8 protein-coding genes, 1 tRNA gene and 1 pseudogene are annotated in these 15,254 nt (G+C 70.2%); 4 read left to right on the top strand and 6 right to left on the bottom strand.

Going from position 1 to position 15,254, the window contains the following annotated elements; all coding sequences use genetic code 11:
* Nucleotides 1-2,454 carry a DUF3772 domain-containing protein gene (locus tag V8J36_RS19445; protein WP_336468983.1) on the top strand — a complete coding sequence of 818 codons (2,454 nt, stop codon included), beginning with the start codon at nucleotides 1-3 and terminating at the stop codon, nucleotides 2,452-2,454.
* 216 nt (nucleotides 2,455-2,670) lie between these two features.
* Here V8J36_RS19445 and metH read toward each other — a convergent pair whose 3' ends face one another.
* Nucleotides 2,671-6,414: a methionine synthase gene (gene metH / locus V8J36_RS19440; protein ID WP_336468982.1), complete on the bottom strand. Its 3,744-nt coding sequence runs from the start codon at nucleotides 6,412-6,414 to the stop codon at nucleotides 2,671-2,673.
* A gap of 135 nt (nucleotides 6,415-6,549) precedes the next feature.
* Complete coding sequence (locus tag V8J36_RS19435) at nucleotides 6,550-8,229, bottom strand: ABC transporter permease (protein ID WP_336468981.1); 1,680 nt, start codon at nucleotides 8,227-8,229, stop codon at nucleotides 6,550-6,552.
* A 104-nt stretch (nucleotides 8,230-8,333) separates the two neighbouring features.
* Between V8J36_RS19435 and V8J36_RS19430 the strand changes: the two genes are divergently transcribed.
* Nucleotides 8,334-9,209: a hypothetical protein gene (locus tag V8J36_RS19430; protein WP_336468980.1), complete on the top strand. Its 876-nt coding sequence runs from the start codon at nucleotides 8,334-8,336 to the stop codon at nucleotides 9,207-9,209.
* A 166-nt stretch (nucleotides 9,210-9,375) separates the two neighbouring features.
* On the opposite strand, the gene V8J36_RS19425 is transcribed toward V8J36_RS19430, so the two are convergent.
* Genes V8J36_RS19425 through V8J36_RS19410 form a run of 4 tightly spaced genes read right to left on the bottom strand, consistent with a single transcriptional unit; the run spans nucleotide 9,376 to nucleotide 14,378 of the window.
* Nucleotides 9,376-9,924 carry a sarcosine oxidase subunit gamma gene (locus V8J36_RS19425; RefSeq protein ID WP_336468979.1) on the bottom strand — a complete coding sequence of 183 codons (549 nt, stop codon included), beginning with the start codon at nucleotides 9,922-9,924 and terminating at the stop codon, nucleotides 9,376-9,378.
* Nucleotides 9,917-12,853 (bottom strand): sarcosine oxidase subunit alpha family protein, encoded by a 2,937-nt coding sequence (locus V8J36_RS19420; RefSeq protein ID WP_336468978.1) that lies wholly within the window; start codon nucleotides 12,851-12,853, stop codon nucleotides 9,917-9,919. Before V8J36_RS19420 ends, V8J36_RS19425 begins: the two co-directional genes overlap by 8 nt.
* Nucleotides 12,850-13,116, bottom strand: coding sequence for a sarcosine oxidase subunit delta (locus V8J36_RS19415; RefSeq protein WP_336468977.1), 267 nt, complete (start codon nucleotides 13,114-13,116; stop codon nucleotides 12,850-12,852). Before V8J36_RS19415 ends, V8J36_RS19420 begins: the two co-directional genes overlap by 4 nt.
* An 11-nt stretch (nucleotides 13,117-13,127) precedes the next feature.
* Complete coding sequence (locus tag V8J36_RS19410; protein ID WP_336468976.1) at nucleotides 13,128-14,378, bottom strand: sarcosine oxidase subunit beta family protein; 1,251 nt, start codon at nucleotides 14,376-14,378, stop codon at nucleotides 13,128-13,130.
* 184 nt (nucleotides 14,379-14,562) lie between these two features.
* Here V8J36_RS19410 and V8J36_RS19405 point away from each other — a divergent pair.
* Nucleotides 14,563-14,652 (top strand) — tRNA-Ser (locus V8J36_RS19405).
* A gap of 164 nt (nucleotides 14,653-14,816) precedes the next feature.
* A pseudogene (locus V8J36_RS22900) lies at nucleotides 14,817-15,239 on the top strand (DUF6538 domain-containing protein); the annotation flags it as partial.
* Between the last annotated feature and the right edge of the window lie 15 nt (nucleotides 15,240-15,254).

Here is a 15,254-nt window from a genome sequence, read left to right as displayed (position 1 = left end):
ATGACCCGTCTGCCCCGCCTTCTTCTCGTCCTTCTCCTGGCCGCGGCGGGGCTTTCGCCCGCCCTGCCGCTCCTGCCCGCGGGGCCCGCCTGGGCCCAGAACGGCGACGCCCCGGCGGTCGATTACGACGCCTGGGCACAGGTCGCCACACGGGCCGAAACCGCCATCGAGGACGGCCGGGCCTCTGACAGCGCCTTCGCCGCCCTGCGCACCGAGGTCGACGGCTGGCGCGACCGCTTCGCGCAGGCGCGGACCGCGGGCGAAAGCCGGATCCAGACCGTGCGCGGCCAGATCGACGCGCTGGGCCCGGTCCCGGCCGAAGGCGCGACCGAGGCCGAGGACATCGCCGCCCGCCGCAAGGAACTGAACGACCAGCTCGCCCAGCTCGAGGCGCCGCGCACCGCCGCAACCGAGGCCTGGAGCCGCGCCGACGGCATCATCCGCGAGATCGACAGCCTGCAGCGCGACCGCTCGAAGACCGAGCTGCTGGCGACCCAGCCCGCCCCCTTCAACCCGACGAACTGGGGCGCGGCCTTCGGCGACATCCACCGCGGCTTTGGCCAGGTGGGCGCCGAGATCGCGACCGGCGTCGACCGCTTCACCAAGCCCGCGACGCTGGGCGAGCGGCTGCCGGCCTTCCTGATCCTGCTGGCGGTGGCGATCACGCTGCTCTGGCAGGGCCCGCGCCTCGTGCATCACTGGACCCAGCGCCTGCGCGCCTCGCAGGAACACCGCGCCCAGCGCCTCGCGGGCTCGCTCCTGTCGATCGGCGAGGTGATCGTGCCGACGATCGGGCTCGGGCTGCTGGCCGTGGCGCTGCAGACCTCGGGCCTGTTCCCGGCGCGCACGCCCGGCTCGGGCCCTGGCCTCGGCCTCTCCACCGCGCCGCTGCTGCTGGTGCCGCTGTTCATCGCCTCGTGGATCGGGCGCGCCAGCTTCCCCGGCTCGGCCGACGCGACCGTGCCGCTCGCCCCCGAACGCCAGGCCGAGGCCCGCGCCCATATCTGGGTGCTGGGCCTGACCTCCGCGCTCGAGGCCTTCCGCTCGGCCTTCCTGACCGGGGCGGGCGATGCCGGGCAGGCGCTTCTGGTCTTCGCGATCCAGATCGGCGCGGCGCTGTCGCTGTGGCGGCTGGGGCGGCTCTTCCGCCGCTGGGCCGCGCGGCAGGGGGCCGATACCGTCGATGCCCACGGCACCTTCTTCCGGCAGGTGGTGGCGCTGATCGGCCTCGCGCTGGTCGCGGTGGCGCTGGTCGGCCCGCTGCTGGCCGGGGCCGGCTGGGCCAAGCTCGGCTCGGCGCTGACCTGGTCGACGGTGGCGACGCTGGCGCTGTTCGCGCTGCTGGCACTGCTGCAGAAGCTTGCCACCGACGCCTGGCTGCTGGCGACGCGGCGCGACAGCGCCGAGACCGCGCTGATGCCCGTGGTCTTCACCGCGGTGCTGATGATCGCCGCGCTGCCGGCGCTGGCGCTGATCTGGGGCGCACGCGCCACCGACATGTCCGATCTCTGGACCCGTGTCACCACCGGCATCACGCTGGGCGGCATCACCCTGAACCCGACCAGCCTCCTGACGCTGGCGCTGGTCTTCGGCTTCGGGATGCTGATCACCCGGCTGGTGCAGGGCGCGCTGCGCTCGACGGTGCTGCCGCGCACCAAGCTCGACAAGGGCGGGCAGAACGCCGTCGTCTCGGGCCTTGGCTACATCGGCATCTCGCTCGCGGTGCTGGCCGCGGTGGGCGCGGCCGGGATCTCGCTCTCGTCGCTGGCCTTCGTCGCGGGCGCCCTGTCGCTGGGCATCGGCTTCGGCATGCAGAACATCGTGCAGAACTTCGTTTCGGGCATCATCCTGCTGATCGAGCGCCCCGTGGGCGAGGGCGACTGGATCGAGGCCGGCGGGCGGCAGGGCATCGTGAAGTCGATCTCGGTCCGCTCGACCCGGATCGAGACCTTCGACAAGACCGAGGTGATCGTCCCCAACGCCGACCTGATCTCGGGGCAGGTGGTGAACTGGACGCGCGGCAACCTGATGGGCCGGGTGATCGTGCCGGTGGGCGTGGCCTATGGCACCGACACCCGCAAGGTCGAGGCGATCCTGCTGGAGATCGCGCAGAACCATCCGCTGATCATGGTGAACCCGCCGCCCCGCGCCTTCTTCATCGCCTTCGGCGCGGATTCGCTCGATTTCGAGATCCGGGCGATGGTCTCGGACGTGAACTTCGGCTTCTCGACCAAGTCCGACCTGAATCACGAGATCGCCCGGCGCTTCGCCGAGGAGGGGATCGAGATCCCCTTCGCCCAGCGCGAGGTCCGGATCCTGAACGGCGAGGCTTTGCGCCCCGCCCCCGCCGCGCCCGCCCCGGCGCGCACCGTCCACCCCCAGCGCGACGAGGCCCCGCCCGAGGCCGGCGGCGAGGTGGATGCCGATGGCGACGGGGTCCCGGACAACCGCTGAAACAGGGTCGGGGGGAGACGCGCCCCCCCCCGCGCCCCCCTGCGCCTGGGCGCGGCAATCCTAACGCGGTGTCGGTGGACAGCGCGCGGGGGGTGTCCGCGGGGTGTACGGCGGGTGCACGGATATCACCCCCCGATTTTCGAACCGCCTCAGACGCTTGGCAGCAAAAGGCCCGCCCCCTCGCAGGGGCGGGCCTTTTCCGTCCGTCTCGGAAGATTATTCCGCGGCCACCGCCCCGGCGGGGGTGTAGTTCAGCACCGGCGCCAGCCAGCGCTCGACCTCGGCCAGGGTCATGCCCTTGCGCCGCGCATAGTCCTCGGCCTGGTCCCGCTCGACCTTCGCGACGCCGAAATAATAGCTGTCGGGATGGCCGATATAGAGGCCCGAGACCGACGAGCCCGGCCACATCGCCATGCTCTCGGTCAGCTGCACGCCCGTCGCGGCCTCGGCGTCCAGCAGCCGCCAGAGCGCCTGTTTCTCGGTATGGTCGGGCTGCGCAGGGTAGCCGGGCGCCGGGCGGATGCCCTTGTAGGGCTCGGCGATCAGCTCCTGCGGGGTGAAGGCCTCGTCTGCGCCGTAACCCCAGTGCTCGCGCCGGACGCGGGCATGCAGCGCCTCGGCCAGTGCCTCGGCGAAGCGGTCGGCCAGCGCCTGCACGAGGATCGCCGAATAGTCGTCGTTCGCCGATCTGAACCGGTCGGCGATGGCAATCTCTTCGGCCCCGGCGGTCACCACGAAGCCGCCGACCCAATCCTGATGCCCCTCGGGCGCCACGAAATCGGCCAGCGCCACGTTCGGCCGCCCGTCGCGCTTGGCGACCTGCTGGCGCAGGGTGTGCAGCGTTTCCAAGGGCTTGGTCCGCGCGTCATCCGCCCAAAGCCGGATGTCGTCGCCCACCGCATTCGCCGGCCAGAAGCCCACCACCGCCCGCGGCTTGAACCAGCCCTCGGCCACGATCTGCCCCAGCATCCGCTGCGCATCCTCGAAAAGCTGGCGCGCGGCGGCGCCCTGCGCCTCGTCCTCGAGGATCTTCGGGAACACGCCCTTCAGCTCCCAGGTCTGGAAGAAGGGCGTCCAGTCGATGTAGGTCGCGAGATCGGCCAGATCCCAGTCGTCGATCACCCTCGCGCCGGTGAAGGCGGGGGATTTCGCCGCGAAACCGGCCCAGTCGAGCTTGAGCGCATTGTCCCGCGCCGCCGCCAGCGGCAGGCGCTTCTTCGCGGCCTCGCTGCGCGCGTGACGCTCGGCGACCTCGGCATAATCGGCGCGCACCCCTTCGACATAGGCCCGCGTCTGCTCGGGCGAGAGCAGCTGCGACACCACCCCCACCGCGCGGCTCGCGTCGGTGACATAGACCGCCTGCCCCTTGGCATAGGCCGGGTGGATCTTCACCGCGGTGTGCACCTTCGAGGTGGTCGCGCCGCCGATCAGCAGCGGGATCGCCATGCCCTCGCGCTCCATCTCGGACGCGACATGCACCATCTCGTCCAGGGACGGCGTGATCAGGCCCGACAGGCCGATGATGTCGACGCCCTCGTCCTTCGCCACCTGCAGGATCTTCGTCGCGGGCACCATGACGCCCAGATCGATGATCTCGTAATTGTTGCAGGCCAGAACGACGCCGACGATGTTCTTGCCGATGTCGTGGACATCGCCCTTCACCGTGGCCATCAGCACCTTGCCAGCAGACTGGCGACCTTCGCCGCCGGAAAGCCGTTTCTCTTCCTCCATGTAGGGCAGCAGCACCGCCACGGCGGCCTTCATCACCCGCGCGGATTTCACCACCTGCGGCAGGAACATCTTGCCCGACCCGAAGAGGTCGCCCACCACGTTCATCCCCGCCATCAGCGGGCCCTCGATCACGTGCAGCGGACGCTCGGCCTGAAGCCGCGCCTCTTCGGTGTCGGCCTCGATGAACTCGGTGATGCCGTTGACCAGCGCATGTTCCAGCCGCTTCTCGACGGTCCACTCGCGCCAGGCCAGATCACGCTCCTTCGCCGGACCCGCGCCCTGCCCGCGCCATTTCTCGGCAACCTCGAGCATCCGCTCGGTCGCGTCGTCGCGGCGGTTCAGCACCACGTCCTCGCAGGCCTCGCGCAGCTCGGGCTCGATCTCGGAATAGACCGCGAGCTGGCCCGCGTTGACGATGCCCATGTCCATCCCCGCCTGGATGGCGTGGTAGAGAAACACCGCATGCATCGCCTCGCGCACCGGCTCGTTGCCGCGGAAGCTGAACGACAGGTTGGAAATGCCGCCCGAGACATGGACGCCCGGCATCTCGGTGGTGATGCGCCGCGTCGCCTCGATGAAGGCCACGCCGTAGTCGTTGTGTTCCTCGATCCCGGTCGCCACGGCGAAGACGTTCGGGTCGAAGATGATGTCCTCGGGCGCGAAGTTCGCCTGCTCGGTCAGCAGCTTGTAGGCACGCTTGCAGATCTCGACCTTGCGGTCCTCGGTGTCGGCCTGGCCCTGCTCGTCGAAGGCCATGACCACGACCGCGGCGCCATAGGCGCGGGCGAGGCGGGCGTGATGCAGGAAGGCCTCTTCGCCCTCCTTCATCGAGATCGAGTTGACGATCGCCTTGCCCTGCACGCATTTCAGCCCTGCCTCGATCACCTCCCACTTCGAGCTGTCGATCATCACCGGCACGCGGGCGATGTCGGGCTCGGCCGCGATCAGGTTGAGGTAGTCGATCATCGCCTGCTTCGAGTCGATGAGGCCTTCATCCATGTTCACGTCGATGATCTGCGCGCCGTTTTCCACCTGGTCGCGCGCCACGTCCAGCGCGGCCGCGTAATCGCCGTTGGTGATCAGCTTGCGGAACCGGGCCGAGCCGGTGACGTTCGTGCGCTCGCCCACGTTCACGAAGGGGATGTCGTCGGTCAGCGTGAAGGGCTCGAGCCCCGACAGGCGCATCTGCGGCGCGACCTCGGGGATCGCGCGGGGCGGGTATTTCGCCACCGCTTCGGCGATCGCGCGGATGTGCTCGGGGGTCGAGCCGCAGCAGCCGCCGACGATGTTCACGAGCCCCTCGGCCGCGAATTCCGCGACCTGTTTCGCCATGAATTCCGGGCTTTCGTCATAGGCCCCCATCTCGTTCGGCAGGCCTGCGTTCGGATAGGCGCAGATGAAGGTGTCGGCGACGGACGACAGTTCCGCCAGATGCGCGCGCATCGCGCGGGCGCCCAGCGCGCAGTTCAGCCCGATGGTGAACGGGTCGGCGTGGCGGACCGAGTTCCAGAAGGCCGTCGGCGTCTGGCCCGACAGCGTGCGCCCCGACAGGTCGGTGATCGTGCCCGAGATCATCACCGGCAGGCGGGTGCCCTTTTCGAGGAACACCTCCTCGCAGGCGAAGATCGCGGCCTTGGCGTTCAGCGTGTCGAAGATCGTCTCGATCAGGAGGATGTCGGCGCCGCCATCCATCAGCCCGTGGATCTGCTGGGCATAGGCCACGCGCAGGTCGTCGAAGCTGACCGCGCGGTAGCCGGGGTTGTTGACGTCCGGGCTGATCGAGGCGGTGCGGTTGGTCGGGCCCAGGGCGCCGGCGACGAAGCGCTCGCGCCCATCCTCTGCCGTGGCACGGTCGAGCGCCCGGCGCACGATGCGCGCGCCTTCGCGGTTCAGGTCATAGACCGCACCCTCCATCCCGTAATCGGCCTGCGCGATGGTGGTGGACGAGAAGGTGTTGGTCTCGACGATGTCAGCGCCGGCCTTGGCGTAGCGATAGTGGATCTCTTCGATCGCCTGCGGCTGGGTCAGGATCAGAAGGTCGTTGTTGCCCTTCTGCGGATGGTCGGAGTGGTGATGGCAGGCGCAGCCCGAGCCATGGCCGGTGAAGTCGTCTTCGCTGAGGCCCAGCTGCTGGATCTGCGTCCCCATCGCCCCGTCGAGGATCAGGATCCGCTCGCGCGCGGCGGCGATCAGGCGGTCGAAGACGGGGGAACGGCGGGGGCTGGTCATCGGGCAAACTCCATCGGCCCGCGCGAGGGCTCGCGGGCGTTCGGCCGCTAGATAGGCGTTGCGAAAGCGGAAGCCAAATTCATGTTCGACATGAAGATGATGAAATCCGCTCAAGTCCCAAGACGCCGGGGGCGCTCAGCGGCGGGCCTTCTCGCGGGTGGCGCGGGCGAGGAAGGCCACCGCGACAAGACCGACGGCGATGATCAGCAGCGCGGCGGGCGAGGCTTCGGACAGCCGTTCGAGGCTGGCCTGTTCCTGCGCGCGGGTGGCCAGCGTCTCGTAGTTGAAGGGGCGCAGAAGCAGCGTCGCCGGCAGCTCCTTCACGCAGTCGACGAAGACCAGCAGCAGGGCCGAGCCGACGGTGCCGCGCATCAGCGGCAGATAGACCGCGCGCAGCGTGCCCCCCGCCGTGCGCCCGAGCGAGCGCGCCGCCATCGGCAGCGAGGGCGAGACCCGTCCGAAGGCCGCGTCGGTCGAGCCCTGCGCGATGGCGAAGAACCGCACGACATAGGCCAGCACGATCGCCGCGGCCGAGCCGGTCAGCAGAAGGCCCGGGTCATGCCCCGTCGCCGCCAGCAGGCCATCGGCCAGCCAGTGGTCGAGGGCGGCGAGCGGGATCAGCAGCCCCACCGCCAGCACCGCCCCCGGCGCGGCATAGCCCAGCGCCGTGACCGGCAGCAGGTGGCGCGGCAGGCCGCGACCGGCCATCCGCGCGCCATAGACCATCATCAGCGCCAGCGCGACAGTGATCGCGGCGGCGGTGCAGGCGGTGGTCAGGGTATGGGTCAGCGCCCGGACCAGCCCGGGCGCGACGAAGGCGCCGGGCGCATGCGCCGCGTGCCAGCCCATCACCCCCACCGGCAGCGCGAAGCCGGCGGCGATGGGCGCCGCACAGGCCAGGCCGGCGGCGGCGCCGCGCCAGCCGGTCAGCGCCATCCGCGCCACCGGCCGCGGCTGGCGGGCTGACTGGTAGTGGCGCAGCCGGTTGCGCGAGGCGCGCTCGACCGCGACCAGCGCCAGCACCAGCCCCAGGATCAGGCAGGCGATCTGCGCGGCGCCGCCGGCGTTGCGCAGCTCGAGCCAGGTGGTGAAGATGCCGGTGGTCAGCGTCTGCACGGAAAAGTAACTGACCACGCCGTAATCAGCGACGGTCTCCATCATCACGATGGCGGTGCCCGCGGCGATCGCCGGGCGGGCAAGCGGCAGGCCCACGCGCCAGAACAACCGCGGCCCTGCGGTGCCGAGGGCGCGCGCGACCTCGTAGGCGCCGCCCGGCTGCTCGCGGAAGGCGGCGCGGGCCAGGAGGTAGACATAGGGATAGAGCGCCGAGGCCAGCACCACCGCCGCCCCAAGCCGGGTCTTCACGTCCGGGAACCAATAGTCGCGCGCCGTGGCCCAGCCGAAGGTCGCGCGCAGGCCGCTTTGCACCGGGCCCGCGTATTCCAGGAAGTCGACCAGCGCCCAGGCGCCGACGAAGGCCGGCACCGACAGCGGCAGCAGCAGCAGCCACTCCAGCGCCCGCGATCCGGGGAAGCGGTACATCGCGATGAGCCAGGCCGCCCCGGTGCCGACCGCCGCCGCGAAGGCCCCGGTCAGCGCCGCCAGCGCCAGCGTGTTGCCAAGGTAGCGCGGCAGGGTGGTGGACAGCAGATGCGGCCAGATGTTCTCGGTCGGGTGGAAGGCCAGCCACAGCACCGACAGGATCGGCGCGGCGATCAGCGCGGCGATGGCCAGCGCGCCCGCCGACCAGGCCCAGCCCGCCGCGGCCCGGGCCTCTTCGCGCCGGTAGGGGGCTTCGGTCGAGGGGACATCCATGCCCCGCCGATACAGGAATGACGTTTCCCTGTCCAGAAATGGCCGTATATAGGCGGTCTAGTCAGGGCCAACGGTCAGCTTAGAAACCGAACGGAACGGCAGCGATGCAGGTCGTCTTTCACCTTGGGGCGCATTGCACCGACGAGGATCGCCTCGTGCGGGGGCTTCAGCGCGGCCGCGTCGAGCTGGCCGAGGTTCACACCGTGGCCCCGCCCCCCGCCCGCTACCGCGCCGTGCTGCGCGAGACGCTGGTCAAGCTGCGCGGCCAGCCCGCCAGCCGCGAGATCCAGGACGTGATCCTGGACGCGGTGATGGATGACGACCGGGCCGAGCGGGTGATCTTCAGCCACGAGTTCTTCCTGTGCATCCCGCGCCGGGTGGTGGCCGAGGGCGCCTTCTACGGCCTTGCCGGCAAGAAGGCCGCGGCGCTGGCGAACCTGTTCCCGGAGGCGCAGGTCGAGTTCCACCTGGCGATGCGCAACCCCGCGACGCTGGTGCCGGCGCTCTTGTCGCGGCTCGAGGGCGTGGGCTACGGCGACTTCATGGAGGGCATGGCCCCGCAGGCGCTGCGCTGGCTGCCGGTGATCGAGCAGATCGTCGACGCAGTGCCGCGGGCAAAGGTCGTGACCTGGTGCAACGAGGACACGCCGCTGATCTGGCCCGAGGTGCTGCACGGGATCGCCGCCCTGCCCGCCGAGGTGCCGCTGGCTGCCGATCACGAGATCGCCCAGTCGATCATGACCCCCGAGGGCGTGCAGCGGATGCGCGCCTATCTCGACCAGCACCGCCCGGTGAGCGCGGTGCAGCGGCGCAAGATCGTCTCGGCCTTCCTCGGCAAGTTCGGGCGCGAGGACGAGATCGAGGTCGAGGTGGCGCTGCCCGGCTGGGACGCCGCGCTGATCGAGGAGATCACCGCGCTTTACGACGCGGATTGCGCGACGATCGCGACCATGCCGGGGGTGAGCTTCCTCGCCCCCTGAAAGCGCGGCCTTGGGAAGCGGTGCAGGGGGCTCTGCCCCCGCCGCCCTGCGGGCGCCTCCCCCGGGATATCTGCACCAATGCGAAAGACGCGAAGAGGGGCCCTGCCCCCGCGCGTGCCGCGCTCCCTCGGAATATTTCTACCAAGCCGAAGGGGCGGGCGTCAGGTCAGGTCAGGGCGGCGCGGGCGGCGAGGCTGCGCATGACGACCGACAGCTCGTGCACGGCGGTGGCGGCCATCGAGCGGAACACCCAGACCTCGAAACTGTCGGGGCCGCAATGGCGCAGGATCGCGGACATGTGGCCGAGAAGGCTGCGCTGGGCGGCGCCCTCGGGGAAGGCGGCCGGGCGCAGGTCGAGGGGGGTGAGCCGCGCCAGCGCCGCGCGTGCGTCGGGCCCTGTCAGGGTCAGCACCGTCCAGGCGTCGGACTGGTCGGTGAGGGCGGCGAGGCCGGCCAGCCCCTCGGGCGCGATGCCGGTCAGGAAGGCCTGTCCGCGGCCGGTCCAGAGGCAGGCGGCGACGGCGCCAGCCAGGCCGGTGCCGGGCGCGGGCCAGCCGAGGCCCAGTGCCTGCAGGGCCTGTTCCGTCGCGGCCTCCTGTCCTTCGTAGGGGGCGACCGAAGTGATGCGGCCGGGCAGGCGCTCGTCCAGCGTCAGGGTGCCGATCGCGAGCGGGACGAGGCCCTCGGCGGGGCTTCTGGCATAGAGGTTAGCCACGGGCGCGCGCTCCTTCAGGATCATAGGCCACGGGATGCGTCACCTCGCAGAGCACGTCGACATCGCGCAGCCGGTCGAGGAGGCGGATGATCTCGCCATGCCGGGCGCGGCCATTGGCGAGGAAGCCGAGGCCCAGCGCGGTGCCGAGCGTCGGCGAATGGCAGACCGAGGTGACATAGCCCAGATCGTGCTCGCGGACCGGCGCGGCCTCGGGCGCGAAGAGATGCGCGCCGGCGGTCAGGAGCGGCCCCGGCTCGATCGGGCGCAGGCCGACGAGCTGCTGGCGGGTCTCGCCGATCAGGCCGGGGCGGGCGGCCGCGGCCTTGCCGATGAAGTCCTTCTTCGGGCTCATCATCCCCTGCAGGCCGATGTCGAAGGCAGTGGTGCGGCCGTGGATCTCGGCATGGGTGATGAAGCCCTTCTCGATCCTGAGGACGTTCAGCGCCTCCATCCCGTAGGCGCAGCCGCCAAGGGCTTCGGCCCGCGTCACCAGTTCGCGCCAGAGCGCCTCGCCGTAGCGGGCGGGGACCGCCAGCTCGTAGGCATGTTCGCCCGAGAACGAGATCCGGAACAGCCGCGCCTCGATCCCGCCGAGGGCGACCGGGCCGCAGCCCATGAACGGCAGGTCGACCGGCGCGTCGAGAAGCCCGTCCAGCAGCTCGCGCGCGAGCGGCCCCGCGACGGCGAATTGCGCGAAGGCCTCGGTCACCGAGACGAAGCGTACGTCCCAGCCCTTGCAGAAGGCCTGCGCCACGAAGTCGAGATGGCGCATCACCTCGCCCGCCGCGGCGGTGGTGGTGGTCATCAGCCAGTGGTCCTCGGCCAGCCGCGCGGTGGTGCCGTCGTCCATCACGAGCCCGTCTTCGCGCAGCATCAGCCCGTAGCGGGCGCGGCCGACCGGCAGGGTCGAGAAGGTGTTGGTATAGACGAGGTCGAGGAACCGGCCCGCGTCACGGCCCTGGATGTCGATCTTGCCCAGCGTCGAGACATCGCAGGTGCCGACAGTGCTGCGCACGGTCACCACCTCGCGGTCGCAGGCCTGCCGCCAGCTGGTCTCGCCGGGGCGGGGGAAGTAGCTCGGCCGGTACCAGAGCCCGGCCTCGATCATCGGGGCGCCGCGTTCGACCGAGGCGCGGTGCGAGGTGGTGAACCGCTGCGGCGCGAAGCCCTCGGCCCGGCCGCCCGCGCCCATCGCCGCGATCGAGACCGGGGTGAAGGGCGGGCGATAGGTGGTGGTGCCGGTGTCGGGAATGCCCCGCCCGGTGGCATCGGCCAGCACCGCCAGCGCGCCCATGTTCGACAGCCGCCCCTGATCCGGCGCCATGCCCTGCGTGGTGTAGCGCTTCATGTGCTCGACCGAGCGGAAGCCCTCCTGCGCGGCCAGCTTCACGTCCTTGGTGGTCACGTCATTGGCCATGTCGAGCCAGGCACGGCCCTTGCCGGGCACCGCCCAGAGCGGGGCGATCGCATAGGTGCCGTCCGCGGTCGCGGGCAGATCGGCGGGGCCTGCCGTCAGCCCGAGCCGTTCCAGCGCCTCTGTCGCGGCGCGCTGTCCGTCCTGCAGACAGGCGGCGGTGGTGAACTTGCCCGTGGCCGCGCCGCAGGGGATCAGGTCCGGGACCGAGCCGGGGCTGCCCGCCGGCGCCGGGACGAAGGCGGCGATCGCCTCGTCCCAGACCGGGCGGCCGTTGTGGTGGCAGGTCAGGTGCACCGCCGGGTTCCAGCCGCCCGAGACGGCAAGGCAGTCGGCCTCGAGCCGCACGGTGCCGCTGGCGGTCGCGACGCTGACCCCGGTCAGGCCGCGGCGGCCGGCGGTGTCGATGACCTGCGCCCCGGCATAGACCGGGATGTCGAGCTCGCTCAGCACGGTGCCGGGGCGGCTGTCGATCAGCGCCGCCACCTCGATGCCGGCGTCGATGAGGTCGCAGGCGGTCTGGTGGGCGCTGTCGTTGTTGCCGAAGACCGCGACGCGCTTGCCGGCGGCGACGCCGTAGCGGTTCAGATAGGTGCGCACCGCGCCAGCCTGCATCACGCCCGGCCGGTCGTTCATCGGGAAGGCGACCAGCCGTTCCTGCGCGCCCGCGGCCAGCACCGCCTGCCGCGCCGTGACCCGCCAGAAGCATTCGCGCGGCAGATCGGCCGGGGCGCGCGCGACATGCAGGCCCACACGCTCGAGCATTCCGAAGCTGCCGCCGTCATGCACCGAGGTGACCGTGGTGCGCGGCATCACCCGCACGCCAAGCTGCGCCAACTCGGCCGCGACCTCGGCCACCCAGGCGGTGGCGGGACGGCCGTCGATCAGCTGGGTTTCCGACAGAAGCCGGCCGCCCAGACGCGCGTCCTCGTCCGCCAGAATGACTTCGGCCCCGGCGCGGGCGGCGGTCAACGCCGCCATCAGCCCCGCGGGCCCCGCACCGATCACCAGGAGGTCGCAGTAGGCGAAGGCCTTCTCATGCGTCGCGGTGTCGTGCTGGCCCGACAGCGCGCCAAGCCCGGCCGCGCGGCGGATTGCGGGTTCGTAGAGCTTTTCCCAGAACGCCGCGGGCCACATGAAGGTCTTGTAGTAGAACCCCGCCCCGAAGAAGGGCGAGAGCAGGTCGTTCACCCCAAGAAGGTCGAAGGCCAGCGAGGGGAAGCGGTTCTGGCTTTCGGCCTGCAGCCCCTCGAACAGCTCCTGCATCGTCGCGCGGACGTTGGGAGTGCGGTCGGCGCCCTGCCCGGTCGTCACCAGCGCGTTTGGTTCCTCGGATCCCGCGGTCAGGATGCCGCGCGGGCGGTGGTACTTGAAGCTGCGCCCGACCAGCCGCACGCCGTTCGCGAGCAGCGCCGAGGCCAGCGTGTCGCCTGCGAAGCCCTGATAGCCCACGCCGTCGAAGCTGAACCCGCGGGGCGCGCTGCGGTCGATCAGGCCCTTGCCGTCGATCCTCATGGCGTCTCCCCCGCATCGACGGCGCGCACGGCCGAGATCACATGGGTCTTCGTGTCGCGCGTCACCACCAGCCACGAGGTGCAGCCGGCGGTGTGGTACCATAGCTCGTCCAGCGGCCCCTCGGGGTTGGCGCGCAGGTGCAGATGGGCGTCCCAGGCCTCGGGGCCGGCATCCTCGGCCGGCCGGTCGAGGTAGTCCGCCGCGCCCTTGTAGTAGAATTCGCGGATGTCGCGGGGCCCGCAGAGGGGGCAGTCGATGCGCATGCCTTGGTCTCTCAGTGCAGGTTGTGCTGGCTGCCGGTGCCTTCCTCGTCGAGCAGGTGCCCGGTGAGGAAGCGGTCGAGCCGGAAGCGGCGGGCGACCTCGTGCGGGGTGTCGGTCGCCATCAGATGCGCCATGCACCAGCCCGAGGCTGGCACGGCCTTGAAGCCGCCGTAGTTCCAGCCGCAGTCGATGTAGAGCCCCTCGATCGGGGTGCGGTCGATGATCGGCGAGCCGTCGGGCGTCATGTCCATGATGCCGCCCCACTGCCGCAGCACCTTGGCGCGGCCGATCATCGGCATCAGCGTCATCCCCGCCTCCATCACATGCTCGACCATCGGCAGGTTCCCGCGCTGGGCGTAGGAGGCGTACATGTCGAGATCGCCACCGAACACGAGGCCGCCCTTGTCGGACTGGCTGATGTAGAAATGCCCCATGCCGAAGGTGACGACATGGTCGATGACAGGCTTCAGCCCCTCGGTCACGAAGGCCTGCAGGATGTGGCTCTCGATCGGCAGGCGCAGCCCCGCCATCGCCGCGACCTGCCCCGAGCGGCCGGCGGTGACGATGCCGACCTTCTTCGCCCGGATCGCGCCGCGGCTGGTCTGCACCCCGGTGACGCGGCCGTTCTCCACGTCGATGCCGGTCACTTCGCAGTTCTGGATCAGGTCGACGCCCAGCCGGTCGGCGCCACGGGCATAGCCCCAGGCCACGGCATCGTGGCGCGCGGTGCCGCCGCGCTTGTGGTAGAGCCCGCCGTAGACCGGGAAGCGGACATTGTCATAGTCGAGATAGGGCAGGATCTTCCGCACGCCGTCGCGGTCCAGCAGGATCGCGTCGTCGCCCTGCGCGATCATCGCGTTGCCGCGCCGGGCGGCCGCGTCGCGCTGCCCGTCCGAATGGAACAGGTTGATCAGCCCGCGCTGCGAATGCATGACGTTGTAGTTCAGCTCGGCCTCGAGCCCTTCCCAGAGCTTCAGCGAATGGCTGTAGAACTCCGAGTTGCCGGGCAGGAAGTAGTTGGCGCGCACGATGGTTGTGTTGCGCCCGATGTTGCCCGAGCCGAGGTAGCCCTTCTCCAGCACCGCGATGTTGCGCAACCCGTGGGTCTTGGCGAGGTAATAGGCCGTGGCGAGCCCGTGGCCGCCGCCGCCGATGATCAGCAGGTCATAGGCGGGCTTGGGTTCTGGCGTGCGCCAGGCCGCGCCCCAACCGCGGTTTCCGCGCAGGGCTTCCGCGAAGACCCTGACCCCTGAATAGCGCATGATCGACTCCGTTGGCGGCTCGTGTCGGGGAGTGAACCGCCCCGACCGCGAGTATTCAAGTCACGCCGCCGCGAAGCCTTGCCAGGAAGCGGCAGCCCGCCGTCGTTTTTGCATCATCGGACCTCCAAAGCGGCGATCCGAGCCCCTTGCCCAGTCGGTCGCGCATCTGTAGAAGCGGCTCCACGGACAGGTGGCCGAGTGGTCGAAGGCGCACGCCTGGAAAGTGTGTAGGCGGGGAACCGTCTCGAGGGTTCGAATCCCTCTCTGTCCGCCACTCCTCAGATATTCGGTACCAATACCAAGATCTTACCCAGAGAACCGGGTTGCGGCAGGTAACACACGTGGTTACACACCGTGGTTCTCCTCCTTCAGACCGGCGCTTTTCGGATCATGTGTGAGCACATTCAACTCAAGGCAAACACTTGATATTATCGCCGCCGCATTCCCAAAGACTGCCGGGGACTGCACCGTGAGCCAACAACTGGCAAACCTCGCCCGAAGCTATTCTTCAGCCTGAAAACCACCGACAAGCTTGAAGCCTGCCGACGCGCCGATGCCGAGACACGGAGGCTCGATACTCTATGGGCGACACACCGGAACGGCGTGGCCTCTGGGGCAGATCCAAGGATCTCAGTCGCTACCCTAGCGTCGGCTGGGCTGAAGCCGGGTGACGGCGTTCGCTTCCCTGACCACCACGCTGTTGAGGAGTTCGTGGAATCGCTCGTAGGGCGGCTACGAAAGGGACGCCCCATGCCTCGCGTGTCCGCCCAAGACACTGGTCTGCCCCGAACGGGTGGTCCGGATTCGATCTTAGTGCATGACGGGCGTCGGCGCCACGGCCTGAATGGCCGGCGGAGCTGAGCCCGATGGCGAAGC

The sequence above is a fragment of the Frigidibacter sp. MR17.14 genome (assembly GCF_037095735.1).
In the GTDB taxonomy this organism is placed as follows: Bacteria; Pseudomonadota; Alphaproteobacteria; order Rhodobacterales; family Rhodobacteraceae; genus Frigidibacter.
The sequence above is the reverse complement of the archived record's forward strand: the minus strand, read 5'-3'. Positions and strand labels throughout refer to the sequence as shown.

Excerpts from the sequence above, each read along its gene's own strand:
- V8J36_RS19445 (WP_336468983.1), top strand. The coding sequence starts at position 1 with ATGACCCGTCTGCCCCGCCTTCTTCTCGTCCTTCTCCTGGCCGCGGCG.
- V8J36_RS19410 (WP_336468976.1), bottom strand. The coding sequence starts at position 14,378 with ATGCGCTATTCAGGGGTCAGGGTCTTCGCGGAAGCCCTGCGCGGAAAC.
- V8J36_RS19435 (WP_336468981.1), bottom strand. The coding sequence starts at position 8,229 with ATGGATGTCCCCTCGACCGAAGCCCCCTACCGGCGCGAAGAGGCCCGG.
- metH (WP_336468982.1), bottom strand. The coding sequence starts at position 6,414 with ATGACCAGCCCCCGCCGTTCCCCCGTCTTCGACCGCCTGATCGCCGCC.
- V8J36_RS19430 (WP_336468980.1), top strand. The coding sequence starts at position 8,334 with ATGCAGGTCGTCTTTCACCTTGGGGCGCATTGCACCGACGAGGATCGC.
- V8J36_RS19415 (WP_336468977.1), bottom strand. The coding sequence starts at position 13,116 with ATGCGCATCGACTGCCCCCTCTGCGGGCCCCGCGACATCCGCGAATTC.
- V8J36_RS19420 (WP_336468978.1), bottom strand. The coding sequence starts at position 12,853 with ATGAGGATCGACGGCAAGGGCCTGATCGACCGCAGCGCGCCCCGCGGG.